Origin of the sequence: Paradesertivirga mongoliensis, assembly GCF_024436395.1 — a bacterium.
Classification (GTDB): Bacteria; Bacteroidota; Bacteroidia; order Sphingobacteriales; family Sphingobacteriaceae; genus Paradesertivirga; species Paradesertivirga mongoliensis.
The window spans coordinates 428,736-445,781 of sequence record NZ_JAFMZO010000004.1; the positions used below are offsets into that span (position 1 = coordinate 428,736).

17 protein-coding genes are annotated in these 17,046 nt (G+C 42.3%); 8 read left to right on the plus strand and 9 right to left on the minus strand.

The genetic code is table 11. The annotated features are described in order from the left end of the window. Positions 1–57 precede the first annotated feature (57 nt). Positions 58–888 (plus strand): phytanoyl-CoA dioxygenase family protein, encoded by an 831-nt coding sequence (locus J3P43_RS17370; RefSeq protein ID WP_255904802.1) that lies wholly within the window; start codon positions 58–60, stop codon positions 886–888. Positions 889–913: 25 nt separating this feature from the next. After that, entirely contained in the window at positions 914–1,741 is an 828-nt protein-coding gene (locus J3P43_RS17375; protein ID WP_255904804.1) for a sugar phosphate isomerase/epimerase, read from the plus strand. Positions 1,742–1,843: 102 nt separating this feature from the next. Here J3P43_RS17375 and J3P43_RS17380 read toward each other — a convergent pair whose 3' ends face one another. The 3 genes from J3P43_RS17380 to J3P43_RS17390 form a co-directional block, all read right to left on the minus strand. Then, entirely contained in the window at positions 1,844–3,373 is a 1,530-nt protein-coding gene (locus J3P43_RS17380; RefSeq protein ID WP_255904806.1) for a pectate lyase family protein, read from the minus strand. 270 nt (positions 3,374–3,643) lie between these two features. Beyond that, on the minus strand, positions 3,644–4,834 hold the full coding sequence (locus J3P43_RS17385; protein ID WP_255904808.1) for a multidrug effflux MFS transporter: 1,191 nt from the start codon (positions 4,832–4,834) through the stop codon (positions 3,644–3,646). A 24-nt stretch (positions 4,835–4,858) separates the two neighbouring features. Next, entirely contained in the window at positions 4,859–5,206 is a 348-nt protein-coding gene (locus J3P43_RS17390; protein ID WP_255904810.1) for a winged helix-turn-helix transcriptional regulator, read from the minus strand. A gap of 89 nt (positions 5,207–5,295) precedes the next feature. Here J3P43_RS17390 and J3P43_RS17395 point away from each other — a divergent pair, with 89 nt between their 5' ends. Continuing rightward, entirely contained in the window at positions 5,296–6,039 is a 744-nt protein-coding gene (locus J3P43_RS17395; protein ID WP_255904812.1) for an SDR family NAD(P)-dependent oxidoreductase, read from the plus strand. A 98-nt stretch (positions 6,040–6,137) separates the two neighbouring features. Here the strand turns inward: J3P43_RS17395 and J3P43_RS17400 are convergent, their stop codons facing one another. Together J3P43_RS17400 and J3P43_RS17405 are read right to left on the minus strand one after the other, a co-directional pair. Continuing rightward, positions 6,138–6,551: a PH domain-containing protein gene (locus tag J3P43_RS17400; RefSeq protein ID WP_255904814.1), complete on the minus strand. Its 414-nt coding sequence runs from the start codon at positions 6,549–6,551 to the stop codon at positions 6,138–6,140. Between the two features lie 140 nt (positions 6,552–6,691). Further along, complete coding sequence (locus tag J3P43_RS17405; protein WP_255904816.1) at positions 6,692–7,588, minus strand: magnesium transporter CorA family protein; 897 nt, start codon at positions 7,586–7,588, stop codon at positions 6,692–6,694. A 240-nt stretch (positions 7,589–7,828) separates the two neighbouring features. Between J3P43_RS17405 and rbp the strand changes: the two genes are divergently transcribed. The 3 genes from rbp to J3P43_RS17420 all read left to right on the plus strand — a co-directional run bounded on the left by rbp (position 7,829) and on the right by J3P43_RS17420 (position 10,076). After that, positions 7,829–8,239 carry an RNA-binding regulator gene (gene rbp / locus J3P43_RS17410; RefSeq protein WP_255904818.1) on the plus strand — a complete coding sequence of 137 codons (411 nt, stop codon included), beginning with the start codon at positions 7,829–7,831 and terminating at the stop codon, positions 8,237–8,239. Between the two features lie 267 nt (positions 8,240–8,506). Next, positions 8,507–8,932 (plus strand): nuclear transport factor 2 family protein, encoded by a 426-nt coding sequence (locus tag J3P43_RS17415; protein ID WP_255904820.1) that lies wholly within the window; start codon positions 8,507–8,509, stop codon positions 8,930–8,932. 196 nt (positions 8,933–9,128) lie between these two features. Continuing rightward, positions 9,129–10,076: a D-2-hydroxyacid dehydrogenase gene (locus tag J3P43_RS17420; protein ID WP_255904822.1), complete on the plus strand. Its 948-nt coding sequence runs from the start codon at positions 9,129–9,131 to the stop codon at positions 10,074–10,076. Between the two features lie 114 nt (positions 10,077–10,190). Here the strand turns inward: J3P43_RS17420 and J3P43_RS17425 are convergent, their stop codons facing one another. Beyond that, on the minus strand, positions 10,191–11,927 hold the full coding sequence (locus tag J3P43_RS17425) for a phospho-sugar mutase (protein WP_255904824.1): 1,737 nt from the start codon (positions 11,925–11,927) through the stop codon (positions 10,191–10,193). 265 nt (positions 11,928–12,192) lie between these two features. Here J3P43_RS17425 and J3P43_RS17430 point away from each other — a divergent pair, with 265 nt between their 5' ends. Both J3P43_RS17430 and J3P43_RS17435 read left to right on the plus strand, forming a co-directional pair. After that, positions 12,193–12,600 carry an EVE domain-containing protein gene (locus tag J3P43_RS17430; protein ID WP_255904826.1) on the plus strand — a complete coding sequence of 136 codons (408 nt, stop codon included), beginning with the start codon at positions 12,193–12,195 and terminating at the stop codon, positions 12,598–12,600. 38 nt (positions 12,601–12,638) lie between these two features. Continuing rightward, on the plus strand, positions 12,639–13,145 hold the full coding sequence (locus J3P43_RS17435; protein ID WP_255904828.1) for a hypothetical protein: 507 nt from the start codon (positions 12,639–12,641) through the stop codon (positions 13,143–13,145). A gap of 2 nt (positions 13,146–13,147) precedes the next feature. Here J3P43_RS17435 and J3P43_RS17440 read toward each other — a convergent pair whose 3' ends face one another. From J3P43_RS17440 to J3P43_RS17450, 3 genes are read right to left on the minus strand one after another with little or no spacing between them, the layout of a single operon-like run. Beyond that, the gene (locus J3P43_RS17440; protein ID WP_255904830.1) at positions 13,148–13,672 is read right to left on the minus strand and encodes an acyl-CoA thioesterase; all 525 of its coding nucleotides are present in this window, start codon (positions 13,670–13,672) and stop codon (positions 13,148–13,150) included. Positions 13,673–13,699: 27 nt separating this feature from the next. Further along, the gene (locus J3P43_RS17445) at positions 13,700–14,992 is read right to left on the minus strand and encodes a type IX secretion system plug protein (protein ID WP_255904833.1); all 1,293 of its coding nucleotides are present in this window, start codon (positions 14,990–14,992) and stop codon (positions 13,700–13,702) included. 19 nt (positions 14,993–15,011) lie between these two features. Next, positions 15,012–16,931, minus strand: a complete 1,920-nt coding sequence (locus J3P43_RS17450) for an ABC-F family ATP-binding cassette domain-containing protein (RefSeq protein ID WP_255904835.1) — start codon at positions 16,929–16,931, stop codon at positions 15,012–15,014. Between the last annotated feature and the right edge of the window lie 115 nt (positions 16,932–17,046).

The following is a 17,046-nucleotide window of genomic DNA, read 5'->3' on the forward strand; positions in this document are numbered from 1 at the left end:
CTAACGCATCGGGCCTCTATGATATAATATTACTCTACTATAATAAAATTTAATACCATGAACGACTTGAAACTAAGTATTGAGCAGAAAACCGCATACGACCGGGACGGATACCTTATTGTGAAGAACTTCTTGACTAAGGAAGAGGTAAGTTTACTTTATAACCTTGCTACCGGCGATGATGTGCTGAAAGACAAAGCATTTGATTTTAATGATCAATCCGGTAAACGGACAAAGCTTACTCTTTGGTTCACACCCGGCGATGACGCTTATGGTTTGTTAACCCGTAGCGAAGCTCTTGTTCAATCGGTACAGGATTTACTGGGCCCGGGAGAGGTTTGCCACTTCCATTCAAAATTGATGCAAAAAGAGCCGCAGGTAGGTGGCGCCTGGGAATGGCATCAGGATTATGGGTATTGGTATAAAAACGGGTTCCTGTTTCCGGATGCCATGATCAGTGCGATGCTTGCGCTTACAGAAGCGACGATACAGAATGGATGCTTACAGGTGCTGAAGGGTTCACATAAAATTGGCCGCATTGAACACAGCTTTGCAGGCGAACAGCAGGGTGCAGATATGGACTTTGTGAATGAGGCAATTGGCCGTTTCGAGCGTGTTTATGTAGAGTTAGAACCAGGAGATCTGCTGTTTTTCCACAGCAACACCTTACATATGTCGGAAGCGAATACTTCAGATAAGCCTCGTTGGTCGATGATCTCAGCTTACAATTTAAGCTATAATAAACCTTTCCGCGAAAAGAATCTGTCGTGTATTACGCCGGTACAAACGGTTGCTAATAATGCAGTTATGTCGTCTGGCGTTAAGGGCTTATCTGCAGATCGTGACTTCCTTCAAAAAGAAGATGAGATAACCTTAAAGGTGAAGTAATTATTTTCGTATTTAAATTAACGAATTGAAGTTCAAGTTCTTTTGCCCCAGATGGGGAAGTGAAAATATTAGCTGGGATCTGTTTTGCCAGAGAGTGAAAAACGAAGGGTACGACGGAGTGGAATACGGTATTCCGAACGAAGTTGAAATAAGGGAGCTGGATGAAGCCTGGCAGAGTTTTGAAAAGCATGGCTTAGACGTGATTCCCCAGCATTATGGCACTTATGACGCTGATTTTTCGCGTCACTTTGATAACTATGCTGGCTGGCTTGAAATGGTAAGGCCCTATCCGGCGCTAAAGATTGATTCTCAAACCGGAAAGGACTATTTTTCCTTTGAGCGGAATAAACGGTTGATCGAACTGGCGGCAGAGCATACGCGTTTATCTGGGGTCGCAGTATTTCACGAGACCCATCGCAATAAATTTACTTTTGCCGCCCATATTACGTTTGAGTATCTAAGCCGGCTTCCTGATTTGCGGATTACACTCGATGCTTCGCATTGGGTAAACGTGGCCGAATCGTTTCTGGAGGATCAGCAAGAAGCAATGGATCTCGCTATTCTGCGAACAGAGCATATTCACGCCCGTGTTGGATATCCCGAGGGCCCGCAGGTTCCAGACCCGGCAGCGCCCGAATGGAACGAAGCGCTGCAGTTTCATTTGAACTGGTGGGATAAGGTTGTTGAACGGAAGCGGTTAGAAGGGGAGACTTTAGTAACCATAACGCCAGAGTTTGGTCCGTATCCATATATGGTGCATTTACCATATTCGCAGAAACCTGTTTCTGATCAATGGGCGAATAACGTTTACATGATGAACCTACTGAAGGAACGGTATCAAAAATCTTATTGACCGAGAGTTCTTTCATCTTAATTTCATCAATTAAAAAAAGCCGGCCAGATTTTTATCTCTGATCGGCTTTTTTAGCAGATTCTGGCAACAGAAAGATAAAAGTTATTTAACCTGATCTTCCGTGATCTTTTTCACGAGGCTATTGATATACACCTCAATGTTATCATATCCGGTACTTAAATTCCTTCCGTTTGCATTAGCCACCTTTGGATCCAGTTTATTCGCGGTTTCCCAATCGTCAGGCATGCCGTCTTTGTCGGTATCATTTGGTGCTGGCAGCGATTGTAACGTCGGCCATCCGCCTACGTCTGTCTGCGAATCGATAATACCGTTTATTGCTCCTTTTGAACCAGGGAAAGAAAACGTTTTATTTTTAACGTTATCCATAATTCTCAGATCAACCGCATCTCTTTTCAATGAAGCGCCGCCATATTCCAGCACACGTAAATAGGCAACTTCCGCGGTATGAGTGGTTACGTTATTATTGGTAGGATGCTCAGTATCACGTTTCATAGCGGCTTTGTCGGCCTCAGAAACAGTTCCATAACTGCTGTGAAACTGATTATATACTCCAAGATTCCAATTATCACCGGTAACATTAGGATAGCCTGCAACGAAGTTTCCGTTTATGTAAAACTTACCCCAGATGTCGTACACTTCCGTTCCTATAGTCTTGTTTTTATCAGCAGAGAAAATCCTTCCGCCTTTCGACCCGGTGGGTGTGGCCGGCCCTGGCTTATAATAATTATTTACAAAGTTAATATTCATGGCTTCACCACCGTAAGCGCTGTTACCCGCCCAATTATAGATTACATTGTTTCTAAAATCTACCAGATCGGTAAGTGCGAAAGCCTTACCAGCTTCCTCGCCAAAGCGAGGATTCCGGCTGTCGTGATGAGCCAGTAAGTTATGATGAAAAGATGATTTTTTACCGCCCCAGATTCCTCCATAACCATGCGCGCCTTTATCGTGAGCAGAGTTTTTTAAGCTTTCAGAGATGATTGTCCATTGAACGGTGGTGTTCTCGTTGGCGTAAAACGACAGCGTTTCGTCTACCGCCCAGCTTACAGAACAATGATCGACCATTAAACCTTTACGGAACCTGCTACCAAGGGCATCGGCTTCAACGCCTTTTTCATCTCCCATTCTGAAACGCATATATCTTATCACAACATTGTCGGCACTGATCGTTACCGGGTAGTTTTTTATACAGATACCATCTCCGGGAGCAGTCTGACCAGCGATAGTAACGTTTCCATTTTTTATATCAAGATTTGAATTCAGGGCTATAGTGCCCGAAACTTTAAAAACGATGATCCGGGCTCCGGTTTGATTAATTGCATACCGTAAGGTTCCTTCCTGTGTTCCATCAGAAATGGTGGTTACAGATATAACCCTGCCTCCGCGTCCTCCGGTTATATCTTTTGCAAACCCTTCCGCTCCTGGAAAAGCTATGGCCGTTTCATTAACGGGCGTGGGCGGTGTTGGTGGTACTGGCGGTGGTGGCGTTACCGGGGTATCAACTACCTTTTTCTCCTCTGGCACTGGCGGAGATGTTTTTTTGCAGGAAGAAAAAGTTAATGATGTTAAAGCCAGGGCTAGTGTAAGGGTAAGTAAACGGTTCAAGTTCATAATATCAGTTTTCAGGAAGTTTAAATAGCAGGAGGAAACAATACCAACCGGGCATTCGTCGCTTCTGTATTCGATTTTAGTTAGTAGTTTATTGGTTTACTATTGTATTCGTACTTGCAAACTTCGGTGTAAGCTGCAGGCTACGGGTTCAAAAAGCGGTACAAAAGGTTTAAATTTTGATATCCGTGTGTTGCCGGTCCAAAATTATGGTGTATAGGTTCCTTTGGTAGAAATAAAGACTGGAAAGGGGAGACGTTTCTACATTTGTACTTAGGCTATTTTGTAATACTTCCTGCCGCCAAGTAAAACTATCAGTGCAAATCCGCTGCAGAGAACTAATCCGACTGTCATGGGAAGCATGGTTTTTATATCCAGCAGGCCTATAAAAATAGTAGCAACAGAGCCAAGTCCCATTTGAATGAAGCCAAGCAAGGCTGCAGCACTTCCGGCATTTTGACTAAAAGGCCGCATGGCCAATGCCGAAGCATTAGGCATCACAAATCCAATAGGCGCCAGGAAACAAAACAACATAGCAGTTACAAGCCAAAAGCCCTCAAACTGAAAAAGAGCTGCCGTGAGCAATACCACACCAAACAAGTTTTGAAAAACAAATACTCTTGTTACGATCTGTTCACTGGTGAAGCGCTTTAAAAGAAGATTGTTAATCTGTGAGGCAGTAATCAGTCCGAAGGCGATAAACGCGAACAAAAAGCCATACTGTTGTTGGCTTAAATGATAATTTCCCATAAAAATACCGGGCGAACTAGCGATATAAGTGAATAAACAGCCAAAACTTATTGCGCTCGAAAAGGCATAAACCATAAAATATCCTTCATTTACAACCGTTTTATAGCCATTTAATACAGAACGCACATTCAGGGAATGCTCCTTGTCGGCCGCCCTGCCTTCGGGAAGAAATAGAAATACCCCTAAAAGTATCACTGAAATAAGCATCGTCAATCCAATGAAAATTGCCTGCCATCCAAACCAGGCAGTAACATACCCGCCAATGGTGGGCGCCAGCATTGGTGAGGCACTAAGAACCAGCATCAGAAAAGAGAATATTCTTGCATTCTCGCTGGCAGGAAACAGATCGCGGACCATCGCCGTGGCTGCAACTGAGGCGGCACAGGCGCCAATAGCCTGAACAAAACGAAGGACGATCAGAACCTCAATAGAGGTAGCGAAAGAACAACCGATGGATGTGATACAATAGAAAATAAGTCCGGCATAGAGAGGAGCCTTGCGGCCGAAACGGTCCAAAATTGGACCATAAGCCAGCTGGCCAATGGCAATTCCAACAAAGAAAGAAGATAACGAAAGGGCGACTTTGCTCACCGTAGTGTTCAGAGCCGTGGCAATCTCGGGGAAACCCGGGAGATACATATCAATAGAGAAGGGGACAACAGCGGTTAAAAGCCCAAGAATTAATATGGTGAGGAATTTTCTCTTTTTAGTCATAAGTTATAAGAAGGATTTTGAAAATTACAGAGGACGGTGAGCATCGCCCCAGTTAGATAATACCTGCAGAACAGGTTTAAGAGTCTGCCCCAGAGGGCTTAGCGAGTACTCTACTTTTGGAGGAACCTCCCGGTAAACGGTGCGTTCAACCAACCCATCCTTTTCCAGCTCGCGGAGTTGTAATACAAGAATTCGCTCAGAAATATTAGGTAATACCGCTTTAAGCTGACTGTACCTCAAGGTTCCGGACACAAGTTGCCATAAGATGGAAGGTTTCCAACGGCCGCCAATGGCCTTCAATGTATAAGCCATACCACATCCCTGGTTTATTACAATTTCATTCTCGAGGTTGGTGGAGCTTTGTTTTCGCATAACTTACATTTGTGTAAGTACTTAACAAATTTATAAGTACGGGCGAATTTAAGTGTTTAGCTATAGCTTCGAAGAAATTTATAAATAAAATGACACAGCATCTAAACAACAAAGTTGCACTAGTAACAGGCGGGAGCCGGGGCATTGGGGCCGCAATTGTACAACAATTGGCCGAAGAAGGCGCAGTGGTTTACTTTACGTATGTAAATAGCGTGCGGGAAGCAGAACAACTTGAAGCCGATCTCAGCGCTAAAGGCTGCAGGGTAAAAGCTATCAGGGCTGATAGTTCTGTTTCTGGTGAAGTAAGCCGGGCTATTGACGACCTGATACAGAAACATCAGCGCTTCGATATCCTGGTGAACAGTGCAGGGGTTTTTATCGGTAAGCCTTTCCACGAACATACTATGGAAGAGTTTGATGAGATCTTTGCCATAAACGTCCGAGCCGTAACCGAAGCTTGTCTCGCAGCAGCTAAAAACATGAATCTGCGTGGAAGAATTATAACGATCGGAAGCGGAATGGCCGATAAAGTTCCTTTTGCCGGCGCTACGTTTTATACCATGAGCAAAAGCGCATTGCAGGGACTTACAAAAAGTTTGGCAAGAGAACTAGGGCCTAAAGAAATCACCGTTAATTTGGTACAGCCGGGCTCGGTAAATACTGATATGAATCCGGAAGATTCGCCGTCAGCAGATTTTCAAAGAAGTCTTATGGCGATTCCCAAATATGGCAAAGCCAGACATATAGCAGCTATGGCCTCATATCTGGTGAGTGAGGATGCTGAGTACACTACGGGCGCAGTGTTCACGGTAGATGGAGGAGCGAACAGCTAATTGAACGAACACATTTAATTTTATACCGATATATGAACGCCCGGGTTTGTATAGCCAGGGCGTTCATATCTTTATTCTGGATTTTGGAAACGGCCTCATCAATTAAACTTCATCAAAGGAAAGTCTGTGGTGAGGCTTTTTGCATTGAAAAGGTACGTTGCTAATATCCTGTATATCTCATTAGCGATTTCTGTGTTCCTGATCGTTTTTTTAATCGGCTTTTCTTCGTGTTGAAGATAGATGTTCAATTCGGCGTCGTCTTCATTCGAAGCTTTTCTCATCATCGAAAATTTTCTGATAGACCAGTATGGAATGCTTAATAGTTCATGTCTGTCGCCTTTGCTGGTAAGAATGAGAAATAAACGTTGATTCGTTAAAATAAATTTATCCGAATCTAATTTCACTGCTTTTTCGATCGTCTCGCCTTCGGTGAATATGTTTCCATATTCAAGGAACATTTGTTTCTGCGATAACTCCATCGTATGGTTTGAATAGATGTTGAAGAGTCCCATTGGTATTCAGTTTACATTTAGGTAAATGTGTGTTTTTCAGGTGAGGCAAGTTTAGGGATGTTAGATGAAGATAAGATGAAGAATTAAAAAAAATTAAATTCTTCAGATAAGAAATTGAATTACCTGCCCGGTACTCCCGTTTACAGCCAGCCTTTCCTTTTAAACCAAAGATAGATAGCAAGGGTGATCATCACCATTACGAACAGCACAACGGGATACCCCAACTTGGTATGCAGTTCGGGCATGTACTCGAAATTCATTCCGTAAACGCCAACCACAAATGTTAACGGCATAAAAAATACCGAAAATACGGTTAAAACCCTCATTGTTTCGTTGGTGCGCTGCGAAGAAACCGAAAAGTACAAATTTAGCAGCTGATTGATATTTTCCGATAGTGAGTCATAAACGTTGTGAAGCCTTATATATAGGTCGCGGGTATCACGTGTGTTCACATCTCCTTCAGCGGTGTCGATGTTATCAATAATCTCATTCGAAAGAATAAGCATGCGCCGGGTAACATCTATTTTTCTTTTCAAGAAATATAATGCTCTTAAAAGAGGGACTTTCCGGGTTCTGATAAAAACCTGCTCCTCAAAATATTCAAGGTGACGGGCAGCTTTGTTTGAGGGTACATCATAAGTCAGCAGGCAAAGACGTATTAACAAGTTAAGAATATGCCTGCAACTTTTACAGTGGCCGTCATTAAGCAGGTCTTCAAGTTCATTTATCACCCGTTGCGGTTTGCGGTGAACGGTAATGATAAAGTCTGGCGAATAAAAAATTGCAATTTTATGAGTAAGCTCCTGTACAGAATCAGCTTCAGGAGTTTCCTGGTCGGTATAAATCCTGAAAATCATGAATACATAGTCCTCCATGCTTTCATACTTCGGGAGATGGTCTGGCTGAAGACAATCGTTAAGTAGGGCTTCATGAAGCCCATATTGTCGGGCAACTTCTTGAAGTTCTTCTTTTTCAGGATTAGTGATGTCGATCCATTTTAATTTATTATTATTTGGATCTGTGATTTCTTTCAGCATATTTAAAATCTCAGGGCTAATCTACCAAAAAAATGATGCCAATAAAGAATGTAAGCTGCTCCTTGAAAGCGAGGCTGACGGTTTGGATGTCAACAGGGTAGCCGTTAAAAAAAAATATATAATTCATAAATTTTCCGAACAAAACAATTTTTCATTTGTATTATTATTTATTGATATATTTAAAAAATAATCTTTTAAGCAAAAACCAATCCCCCCTGATTATCACCCAATTAATTTCACATGAATATTTTTGTTGCAAGTCTCCCATATCAGCTGGAAGAAGCTGATGTAAAAGAAACGTTCGAGGAATTCGGCACGGTTTCTTCAGTAAAACTTATCCTGGACAAAGAGACAGGAAAGAAACGTGGTTTTGGTTTTGTAGAAATGCCAGACGACGACGAAGCTCAGAAAGCAATAACCGAACTGAATGGTTTGGAGGTTTTCGGGAGAAATATCTCAGTATCAAAAGCTGAAGATAAACGCGAGAGTAGCCCGCGTCCACAGAGAAGTTACTCTAGTCCAGACAGGAGCGGGGGCGGCTACAGAGGAGGAAATAGTGGTGGTGGATACAATAAAGGTGGCTCTGGACGAGGAGATTATAATAAATCCGGAAGCAGAGATCGTAACAACGAAGACGGCAACCGCTGGTAACATAAGGAATATCTTAAAAGTACTCTGGCCCGTTATATGATGGGCCGATGCTTTAAGATATTCTTCTTTTTTTATACTACCCTTCAGTACCCAATTTCTTCCTGGAGGCGATATCTGAGACGTTTATCGCTTCAGGTCTCTTCGTCATACTCTTTTATTACCTTAGCAGAGAATTTATTCTCTTTAGGGGCGTAAAAAGACACCGCCCGAGTTCATGATAAATTTAAAAACCCTATTTTTACATCCACATACTTTTAAATTTATAAAATGAGAAGAATTTATCTGGTACTGCTTTGCAGTTTGATGGTCTCGGCAGTAAGCGCACAAACAAAAGCCGAAAGACAGGTTGCAGCAGCAGTTGAAAGTTTGAAACAAGCGCTAATTAGCGGGGATCGCGGCCAGCTTGATGATATCGCTGCGGAAGGTTTGAGTTACGGACATTCCAGCGGAAAAGTGGAAGACAAGGCAACTTTCGTTGAGACACTTGCCAGTGGTAAATCTGATTTTGTAAAAATCAATCTAACCGATCAGACAATAAATGTATCTGGTAAAACTGCTTTAGTTCGTCATAAGTTATCTGCGGATATTGCCGATGGCGGCAAACCAGGTACCGTTAGCCTCGGAGTACTTTTAGTTTTTCAGAAGCAAAACGGCGACTGGAGATTATTAGCAAGACAAGCATTTAAGCTTTAGCGGGTAAGGTCCATCTGATTTAGATAATACACTGTTTTATTATTTAGTTGAGCCAGGTATCCTGGCTCTTTTTATTAGATAGATAACAGACGATTCGGTTTTCGACGCCGGTACTGATCTTCTGCCTTCATTGTTATCAAATTACAGGCATAACACCATTTGTAGATCTCAGTTGTATTTACTAAAATGGCAGAACATGAAAATAGTTGCAATAGACGCTTATACACTTAACCACGGAGATTTATCCTGGGAACAGATAAACACATTAGGTGATCTGGTTTTATATGACCGCTCTGTAGACTCTGAAGTTGTAGATCGATGTAAGGATGCCGATATCGTGTTAACGAATAAGGTGGCCTTTAACGACGCGATTCTGCAACAACTTCCAAATCTTAAATTGATTGCAGTAACTGCTACGGGCATCAATATCATTGATATTGACGCTGCACGAAACAAGGGAATTTCTGTTTGCAATGTGCCGGATTATGGAACCGATTCTGTAGCGCAGCATACATTTGCATTAATACTGGAGCTTACGAACCGGGTAGGGCTCCACGCCGATTCTGTAGCCAGAGGAGATTGGCAGGTGTGCAAGGACTTTAGTTATGCGCTAAGTCCTCTCATCGAATTAAAAGACAAAATACTGGGCTTGGTTGGCTTTGGCAGCATTGGAAAAAAGACAGCAGAAATTGCCGCGGCATTCGGCATGCGGGTTATTTATCATACACCATCTGAAAAGACAACTGATTTAGCCGAGTACGCTGAACTGGAAGACCTTTTTGCAACCAGCGATTTTATATCACTGCATCTGCCTTTAAAGGCAGACAATAAAGAATTCGTTAATAAAGCTTTGATCAGCAAGATGAAAGCGACAGCTTTTCTGATTAATACATCACGTGGGCAGCTGATCAATGAACAAGATCTTGCTGATGCACTGAATTCGAAGACAATTGCAGGGGCAGCAATTGATGTCTTATCGGCAGAACCGCCTCCGGTAACCAATCCACTTCTGACTGCAAAAAATTGCATGATCACTCCGCATAATGCGTGGATGAGCAGAGAAGCCAGAGAGAGAATAATGGCGATAACTTTCCAGAATATTCAGGCTTATATAAATGGAGCAACGATTAATAAAGTGACCTAGCAAGCCTTTAAGAATCCCTGGTGCTAATCACATCGTAAAAAATAGAGGCTTTCATTAGCTACAAATGCTTCGACTGGGAAGCCTTGTTTGCAGAACAATAAAAGCCTCTAAATTTTATACGGCCAGATCGCTCATAATGGCATTCACTTTTTCGTCCAATTCTTTATCTACCTGTTTGTAGCTGGACTTATTTTGTAAGGGCGCATTCACGCTGCAATAAAACTTGATTTTCGGTTCGGTTCCTGATGGGCGTGCAGAAATGATACTACCATCTTCTGTGATGAATTGTAAAACGTCAGATTTCGGGAAATCCAGCACAGCACTCGAGCCAAGTTTCAAATCAGTCTCTTTCTGAAGTTCATAGTCTTTTAAAAGAGATACTTTAGACCCGCCTAAACTTGCCGGAGGATTATTTCTAAACCGCTCCATCATTGCTTTAATTTCTTCGGCACCGCTTTTGCCGGTTTTAGTAACCGACACCAGTTTTTCTTTGTAGAAACCATACTGCTCATACATCGAAAGCATCGCTTCGAATAAACTGCTTCCTTTGTCTTTGTAATAGGCAGTCATTTCGGCTATAAAAGCAGCAGATATCACAGCATCTTTATCCCGTACAAGTTCGCCGATTAAATAACCGTAGCTTTCTTCTCCTCCGCCAATAAAGGTTTTCTGTCCGGAAAGCTTAGTCATTAGTTCGCCGATGTACTTGAATCCGGTAAGGGTATTGAAACACTCTACCTTTTTCGCCTTCGCGATCTCGTCAATAATATATGATGTAACTATTGTTTTAACGATATACTCATTTCCGGTAAGCTTTCCGCTTTCTTCCCAGGCGGTAAGCAAATAGTTTATCAGGAGACTTCCTGTTTGGTTGCCGTTGAGTAAAATAAACTCACCTTCGCTGTTTTTTACAGCAATACCAACCCGGTCGGCGTCTGGATCAGTAGCCAGAATAAGGTCAGCGTCGGTTTCTTTTCCCTTCGCTAAAGCAAGAGTCAGGGCTTCTTTTTCTTCAGGATTTGGATAAACTACCGTTGGAAAATTACCATCCGGCGTAATTTGCTCTTCAACAAGTATCACATTGCTAAAGCCAAAGCGTTCTAGGGCTTGAGGCACCAAAGTGATCCCGGTTCCGTGAATTGGAGAAAAAACTATCTTCAGATCGGTTTGCCGTTTAATTGCTTCGGGTGAAACAGACAGTTTTGCGATTTTGTCGAGGTACAGGTTGTCCATTTCCTCGCCTAACAGTTCGATATTTTCTTCCACCCGGTCAAATTTAACGGCATCAATAGAGCCGATTTTTGCCACCTCGTCCATAACCATTTTATCGTCGGGCGATACAAACTGACCTCCATCGGCACCATAGGCTTTGTATCCATTATATTCTTTCGGATTGTGCGAAGCTGTTAGCATTACCCCGCTGCGGCAACCCAATTCACGTATGGCGAAAGAAAGCAGGGGAGTTGGTCTGAGTTCTTTGAAAAAGTATACATGAATACCATTTGCCGAAAATACTTCGGCGGTGATTTTCGCAAAATAATCAGAATTGTTCCGGCTATCGTGTGCTACGGCAACTTTAATTTTTTCTGCAGGATATTTTTTTAAAAGATAATTGCAAAGTCCCTGCGTAGCAGTACCTATAGTATATTTATTTATTCTGTTCGAGCCGTTTCCCATCAAACCCCTCAGGCCGCCCGTTCCAAATTCAAGGTCCCTGTAAAAGGAATCGGTTAACTCGGTATAAGCTTTTTGATCTAATAGTTTTTGAATGTTTTGTTTGGTTTCTGAATCATAACTTCCCTGAAGCCAGGTGTTGATCTTGTGTGATACAGAGGGCTCTAATTCGTGCATATAGATATTTTAATTTGGCTGATTTTAATTTGCTTGCAAGTATACAAAGATTATAAAATAGCATAATCGCTAAAGTGATAAACTTGTTTGTTTTATGTACGCTTTATTTAATCTTTGGCTTTTTAGATATATTTGACCCGCGTTTAGTCATTGGTTGCGGTCGGGCTGAGCTTGCCGAAGCCTTCAGTGGCGGGAAAATGGTCTACAAATTCTCTTGGATGAGGAAGCGGTTTTTAGACTCAACTTAATTTAAACATTTCGAAACATGAATCATTGGTTGGTGAAATCAGAGCCATTTAAGTACAGCTGGGAAAAATTCAAAAAGGACGGCCGTACATTTTGGGATGGCGTTCGCAATTTTCAAGCCCGGAATAACCTGAGAGATATGAAGGAGGGCGATTTAGTTATGTTTTATCATAGTAATGAAGGAAAAGAGGTGGTAGGAATTGCCAAAGTAGTTAAGGAATCTTATCAGGATCCAACGACCGATGACAAAAATTGGCTGGTAGTTGATCTGGCGCCGGAAGAAACCTTAAAGCGACCCGTGACTCTCGAAGAGATAAAGGCGGATGAGCGCTTAAAAGATATCGGGTTAGTGAAACAGGGAAGGCTTTCTGTAATGAGTTTGAAGGCCGAAGAGTTTGACCGTATTCTCGAACTTGCTAATAATTAATCCTGGTTTCAAATTGGAATAATTATCTTTGGGATAATATGAAATCAGCCTTACTTTTCACTTTTTCTTTTTTGATCGCTGCATGGCTCCAGGTTGAACCCTCTGTTGCTCAGTCAAAAAAGAGTGTTTACGTTGCTAAAGTGTACACCATGGACAATAAAGTGGTGCGTGGCATTTTAAACTCGGCTGATGATAAAGGATTATATTTGGTGAGGCGTTTGGGCGATTCTGCTCAATTCGTTAATGCAGCCGCAATAAAGGAAATCAAGTTAAGACGCAAATCTAAAACCAATACCGGAACTACAATTGGCTTTCTTGCAGGAATTGCAGCTGGTACCGGAATGGTGATTGCGCTTCATAATGACGACAGGTTGGAAAATACCTTGCGGGTTGTTGGTGGAGTGTTGCTAACTTTTACAACAACCGCGATAGCCGGCGCAATTTCAAGTCACCCTGATGAAGTTGTACACATAAACGGGAGAACAGAAGATTATCTTCAATCGCTTAGCCTGATCCGGAGTTTCACTACTGACGCGGGCCGCTGAGATCAGTCCTCGTCTGAGAAAAGTGCTTTCAGTTCGGTTGCATCGTTAGGCTTCATTTTTCCAGCCAGAATCAAACGAAGTTGTCGGCGTCTTAAAGCGCTGCTAAACAGGTGTTTCTCTTCTTCTGTTTCAGGAATTAGTTCGGGTACCTTTGTTACTTTTCCATCGCTGTCTAATGCTACAAACGTATAATAAGCCTCATTACTTTTGGCTTTTACCCCGGTAGGAATGTTCTCTGTCCAAACCTCAAGTCTTACCTCCATAGAAGTGGTGAACGCCCTGGTTACTTTTGCAGAAATAGTGATTACATCACCAAGCTTGATTGCCTGTTTAAAGGATACGTTATCTACTGAAGCCGTTACTACCAGGTTATTACTATGTTTTTGAGCTGAGATTGCAGCCGCAATATCCATCCAGTGAAGCAGGCGCCCCCCCATCAGATTATTTAGCGTGTTGGTATCATTCGGCAGAACCAGTTCGTTCATTATAGTAAAAGATTCACTGGCGTTTTTAAACTCTAAGCTCATATATAAAATGCTGAGATAAAATTAAGCTTATTTCTGTATTTCAGAGAAGCCTACCAGTTCTTCCCATCTTCCGCCGGGACGGCGGAAATAAAAGAAGATCTGATACGAATTATTTGTCTGATAAAATGAGCCCTCAAAAGGGCTGGGGTCAACCGAGTTGTTCTCTACCCAGACATATTGATAGTCGTATACGCCTTGTTTTACAAACATGTTTCCATGATACCTTTGCCTGGCGGGATCATAGACCATTCTGTTTTCTTCTTTAAGCTGGAAGTCGTTAAATTTTCCTACGATATAAGCCTGTCCGTTTTCGGAGGGCGGTTCGGATACGAGTTGAAGCAGGATTCTGGCATAATCGGCATCTGTGCGGTCATTGCGACCTTCCTGGTTCCGGATAAAAAAAGCTCCGTTCTCATCGTAATTGAAAGTATAGGTGTTGGTGTTCCAATTTGCGTCTGGCAAAAGATATACGGTATTAGCAGAATCCCTGGTTATTCGAGCCACACGTTCGGTTTGAAAACGCAGACTTCTGATATCGAAACGTCTGAATTCATTACCGCCGGCAAAGTCAAAGCTTCTCAGGTCATTGTAAATCAATTGGTGCTGCCTCACATAAGTTGGTCGCTGCGCCCATTGAGCATTATCAAAGCGACCGTTCTGCATCACCATCGCTTTCACATCGACGTAAGGATTCTGAATATTTAATTGGGGGTGATTAACTGAAAAATTAATTTTCTGATTTTTTTCACGCAATGGGACCTGTGTACTGGCAACCATTTCGGCAGTGATAGTTACCATGGAGTTTACTACAAAAAAGCGGCGGGTCAGAACCAGCTTTTGCTGATCACCGTCTTCATATACCTTGAGTAAATAATTTCCTGAAATTTTTGGCTTAATGCTGAAATTGGGAAGTATGAGCTCGTAATGTGTGTATTTAGTCAGGGTATTAAAGGAAACGCGATAATCGTTTATCCTGTCTTCTGTGAAGTTTTGCAGATAATCTATCGGCGAAAGCCTGCTGCTGTTCCAATTGGCATCACAATGTTCGATGGTATAGTAAAGATTCCGGCTGCCCGTCCGTAAATCATCAAAGCCCAAAAGCAACTCGTCTTCAGAACCCAGGGTGATAACCGGCAGAGATTGTTCTTTAGCGCGGTTATAAAATTCGACACTCTTTATGCCCGGCAAATAAGCCTTATCGGCATATACAAGTGTTTGCGGTATGGCTGCAGATCCCGATCCTGACTGCGCTCCCTGTTGAGCCGTGCAGGCTGCAAGCAGTAGAAAAAGGGAGAGCAAAGGAGTAATGTTTATTTTCATACTCCTTTGTTAACACAAATTAGATAGAGGCGTTTTCAAGTTCTAATATTTGTTCAGCTAAAGTTTCCCATTCTGCCTGTGCCTTATGCAGGTTGTCCTTAGCGGTTTTGTATTGTTCATTTACGGCCTTCAGCCGTGCTGAATCCTGGTAAATAGCATCTGTGGCAAGTTCAGCTTCGGCGGTTTTGATATCATTTTCTATATCTAAAATCCGTTCCTCAAGCTGTAGCATGCTTTGATTTAGCTTTTTAAGATTTTTGCTTTTATCGTTGGCAGCCGGTTTTTCTATTGGTTTTTCTTCTTTCTTAACAGCGGGAGCAGCAGGCTTCTCTACTACAGTAGGCCGTTTTGATTGCCATTCCTCATACTCTGCATAAGTTCCGGGATATGCCTTAATTTGCTGGTTTTCAATATACCAGATCTTATTGGCAACATTATCAAGGAAATACCTATCATGTGAAACGGCTATCAGAGTACCTTCATATTGCTGTAGCGCCTGAATTAAAATATTAACCGATTGAATGTCGAGGTGATTGGTAGGCTCATCAAGAATCAGAAAGTTAGCATCTGCAGTAAGTGCTTTGGCTAAAGCGACGCGGGATTTTTCTCCTCCCGAAAGGACTTTGATTTTCTTAAAGGCATCATCTCCTGTGAATAAAAAGCATCCCAGAATAGACCTTAACTCAGTCTCGGTATGTTTTGGAGCGAAGGCCTGAAGTTCACGTAAAATTTCGTTTTCGAGATGCAGAGATTCTAATTGGTGCTGGGCAAAGAATGTTGTAGTTACATTATGGCCGGTTTCACACATCCCTTCGTAAGATTTATCCGTGCCTGCTATGATGCGCAACAAGGTGGATTTACCTTTACCGTTGGCGCCAATTAACGCAATTTTATCACCCTTTTCAATTACCGCATGTGCATCTTTAAGAATTTGAAGACCGGGATATGCTTTGTTTACATGTTCCATCCGGATTACGTGCCTTCCGGATTGCTTGCTGAATTTGAAACTGAAATTTACAGTCGGATTATCGTCGTCTACGTCATCAACCCGTTCCATCTTTTCTAAGGCCTTGATACGTGATTGAGCCATTTTGGCTTTACTCGCCTTTGCCCTGAAGCGCTCAATAAGTCGCTCTTCCTGGCGGATCTTAGCCTGCTGGTTTTTATACTGACCGCTCTGGATTTCTTCGCGTAAGGCTTTCTCTTCCAGGTAGAAACTGTAATTACCTGCGTAAGGAATAAGTTTTCCTTTTCTCGATTCTACAATCTTTTTAACTACGCGGTCAAGGAAGTATCTATCGTGAGAAACAATTACTATGGCTCCTTCAAATGATTGAAGGTAGGTTTCCAGCCACTTGATAGAAGGTAAGTCAAGGTGGTTGGTGGGCTCATCCAGCAAAAGAATGTCTGGTGTTTGGAGAAGGATTTTTGCCAGCATAACCCGCATTCTCCATCCGCCTGAAAACTCCATCAGGTTCCGATTCTGATCATCCTCGCTAAATCCCAAACCGGCCAGAATCTCATGGGCTCTGAATTCAATATTGTAGCCGTCAAGAGCTTCAAACTCGTGTTGTTTGTCGCTCAATTTATGTAAAAGATCATCAGAGTAATCTGTCTCAAGTTTTTTGAGCAGACTTTCTATTTCGGTGTGTAGCTGATTCTGACGTTCAAACGCTTCCATGGCCACATGCAGGATGCTTTTGTCTGTTTGATAAGAAAGGAGATCCTGATTAAGGTATCCCATTTTCAAATCTTTTGCCATAGAAATAGCTCCACTGGTGGGACTATAGGCGCCTACAATTATTTTTAGTAAGGTTGTTTTTCCGGTACCATTGGCCCCAATAAGGCCGATTTTTTCTCCTGGTTTAATGTGCCAGTTGGCTTCGTCGTACAATGCTCTTGCACCAATCTCGAACGTAAGGTTATTAATCGCTATCACGGCGCAAATTTACGATTTTTATGGATGTCTTTTATGAAGGGATATAAAGCGGAAGATCCGGCCCTGCCGCCTTGGAAGGTTTTCTCTTTTTTACCTATTTGTTAAACCATTTGAT

What these genes read in the sequence shown, in the direction of transcription:
- J3P43_RS17400 (WP_255904814.1), bottom strand. Translation starts at nt 6,551, where the DNA reads ATGGGACTCTTCAACATCTATTCAAACCATACGATGGAGTTATCGCAG.
- rbp (WP_255904818.1), top strand. Translation starts at nt 7,829, where the DNA reads ATGAATATTTTTGTTGCAAGTCTCCCATATCAGCTGGAAGAAGCTGAT.
- J3P43_RS17405 (WP_255904816.1), bottom strand. Translation starts at nt 7,588, where the DNA reads ATGCTGAAAGAAATCACAGATCCAAATAATAATAAATTAAAATGGATC.
- J3P43_RS17385 (WP_255904808.1), bottom strand. Translation starts at nt 4,834, where the DNA reads ATGACTAAAAAGAGAAAATTCCTCACCATATTAATTCTTGGGCTTTTA.
- J3P43_RS17390 (WP_255904810.1), bottom strand. Translation starts at nt 5,206, where the DNA reads ATGCGAAAACAAAGCTCCACCAACCTCGAGAATGAAATTGTAATAAAC.
- J3P43_RS17425 (WP_255904824.1), bottom strand. Translation starts at nt 11,927, where the DNA reads ATGCACGAATTAGAGCCCTCTGTATCACACAAGATCAACACCTGGCTT.
- J3P43_RS17430 (WP_255904826.1), top strand. Translation starts at nt 12,193, where the DNA reads ATGAATCATTGGTTGGTGAAATCAGAGCCATTTAAGTACAGCTGGGAA.
- J3P43_RS17415 (WP_255904820.1), top strand. Translation starts at nt 8,507, where the DNA reads ATGAGAAGAATTTATCTGGTACTGCTTTGCAGTTTGATGGTCTCGGCA.
- J3P43_RS17370 (WP_255904802.1), top strand. Translation starts at nt 58, where the DNA reads ATGAACGACTTGAAACTAAGTATTGAGCAGAAAACCGCATACGACCGG.
- J3P43_RS17420 (WP_255904822.1), top strand. Translation starts at nt 9,129, where the DNA reads ATGAAAATAGTTGCAATAGACGCTTATACACTTAACCACGGAGATTTA.
- J3P43_RS17445 (WP_255904833.1), bottom strand. Translation starts at nt 14,992, where the DNA reads ATGAAAATAAACATTACTCCTTTGCTCTCCCTTTTTCTACTGCTTGCA.
- J3P43_RS17395 (WP_255904812.1), top strand. Translation starts at nt 5,296, where the DNA reads ATGACACAGCATCTAAACAACAAAGTTGCACTAGTAACAGGCGGGAGC.
- J3P43_RS17380 (WP_255904806.1), bottom strand. Translation starts at nt 3,373, where the DNA reads ATGAACTTGAACCGTTTACTTACCCTTACACTAGCCCTGGCTTTAACA.
- J3P43_RS17440 (WP_255904830.1), bottom strand. Translation starts at nt 13,672, where the DNA reads ATGAGCTTAGAGTTTAAAAACGCCAGTGAATCTTTTACTATAATGAAC.
- J3P43_RS17435 (WP_255904828.1), top strand. Translation starts at nt 12,639, where the DNA reads ATGAAATCAGCCTTACTTTTCACTTTTTCTTTTTTGATCGCTGCATGG.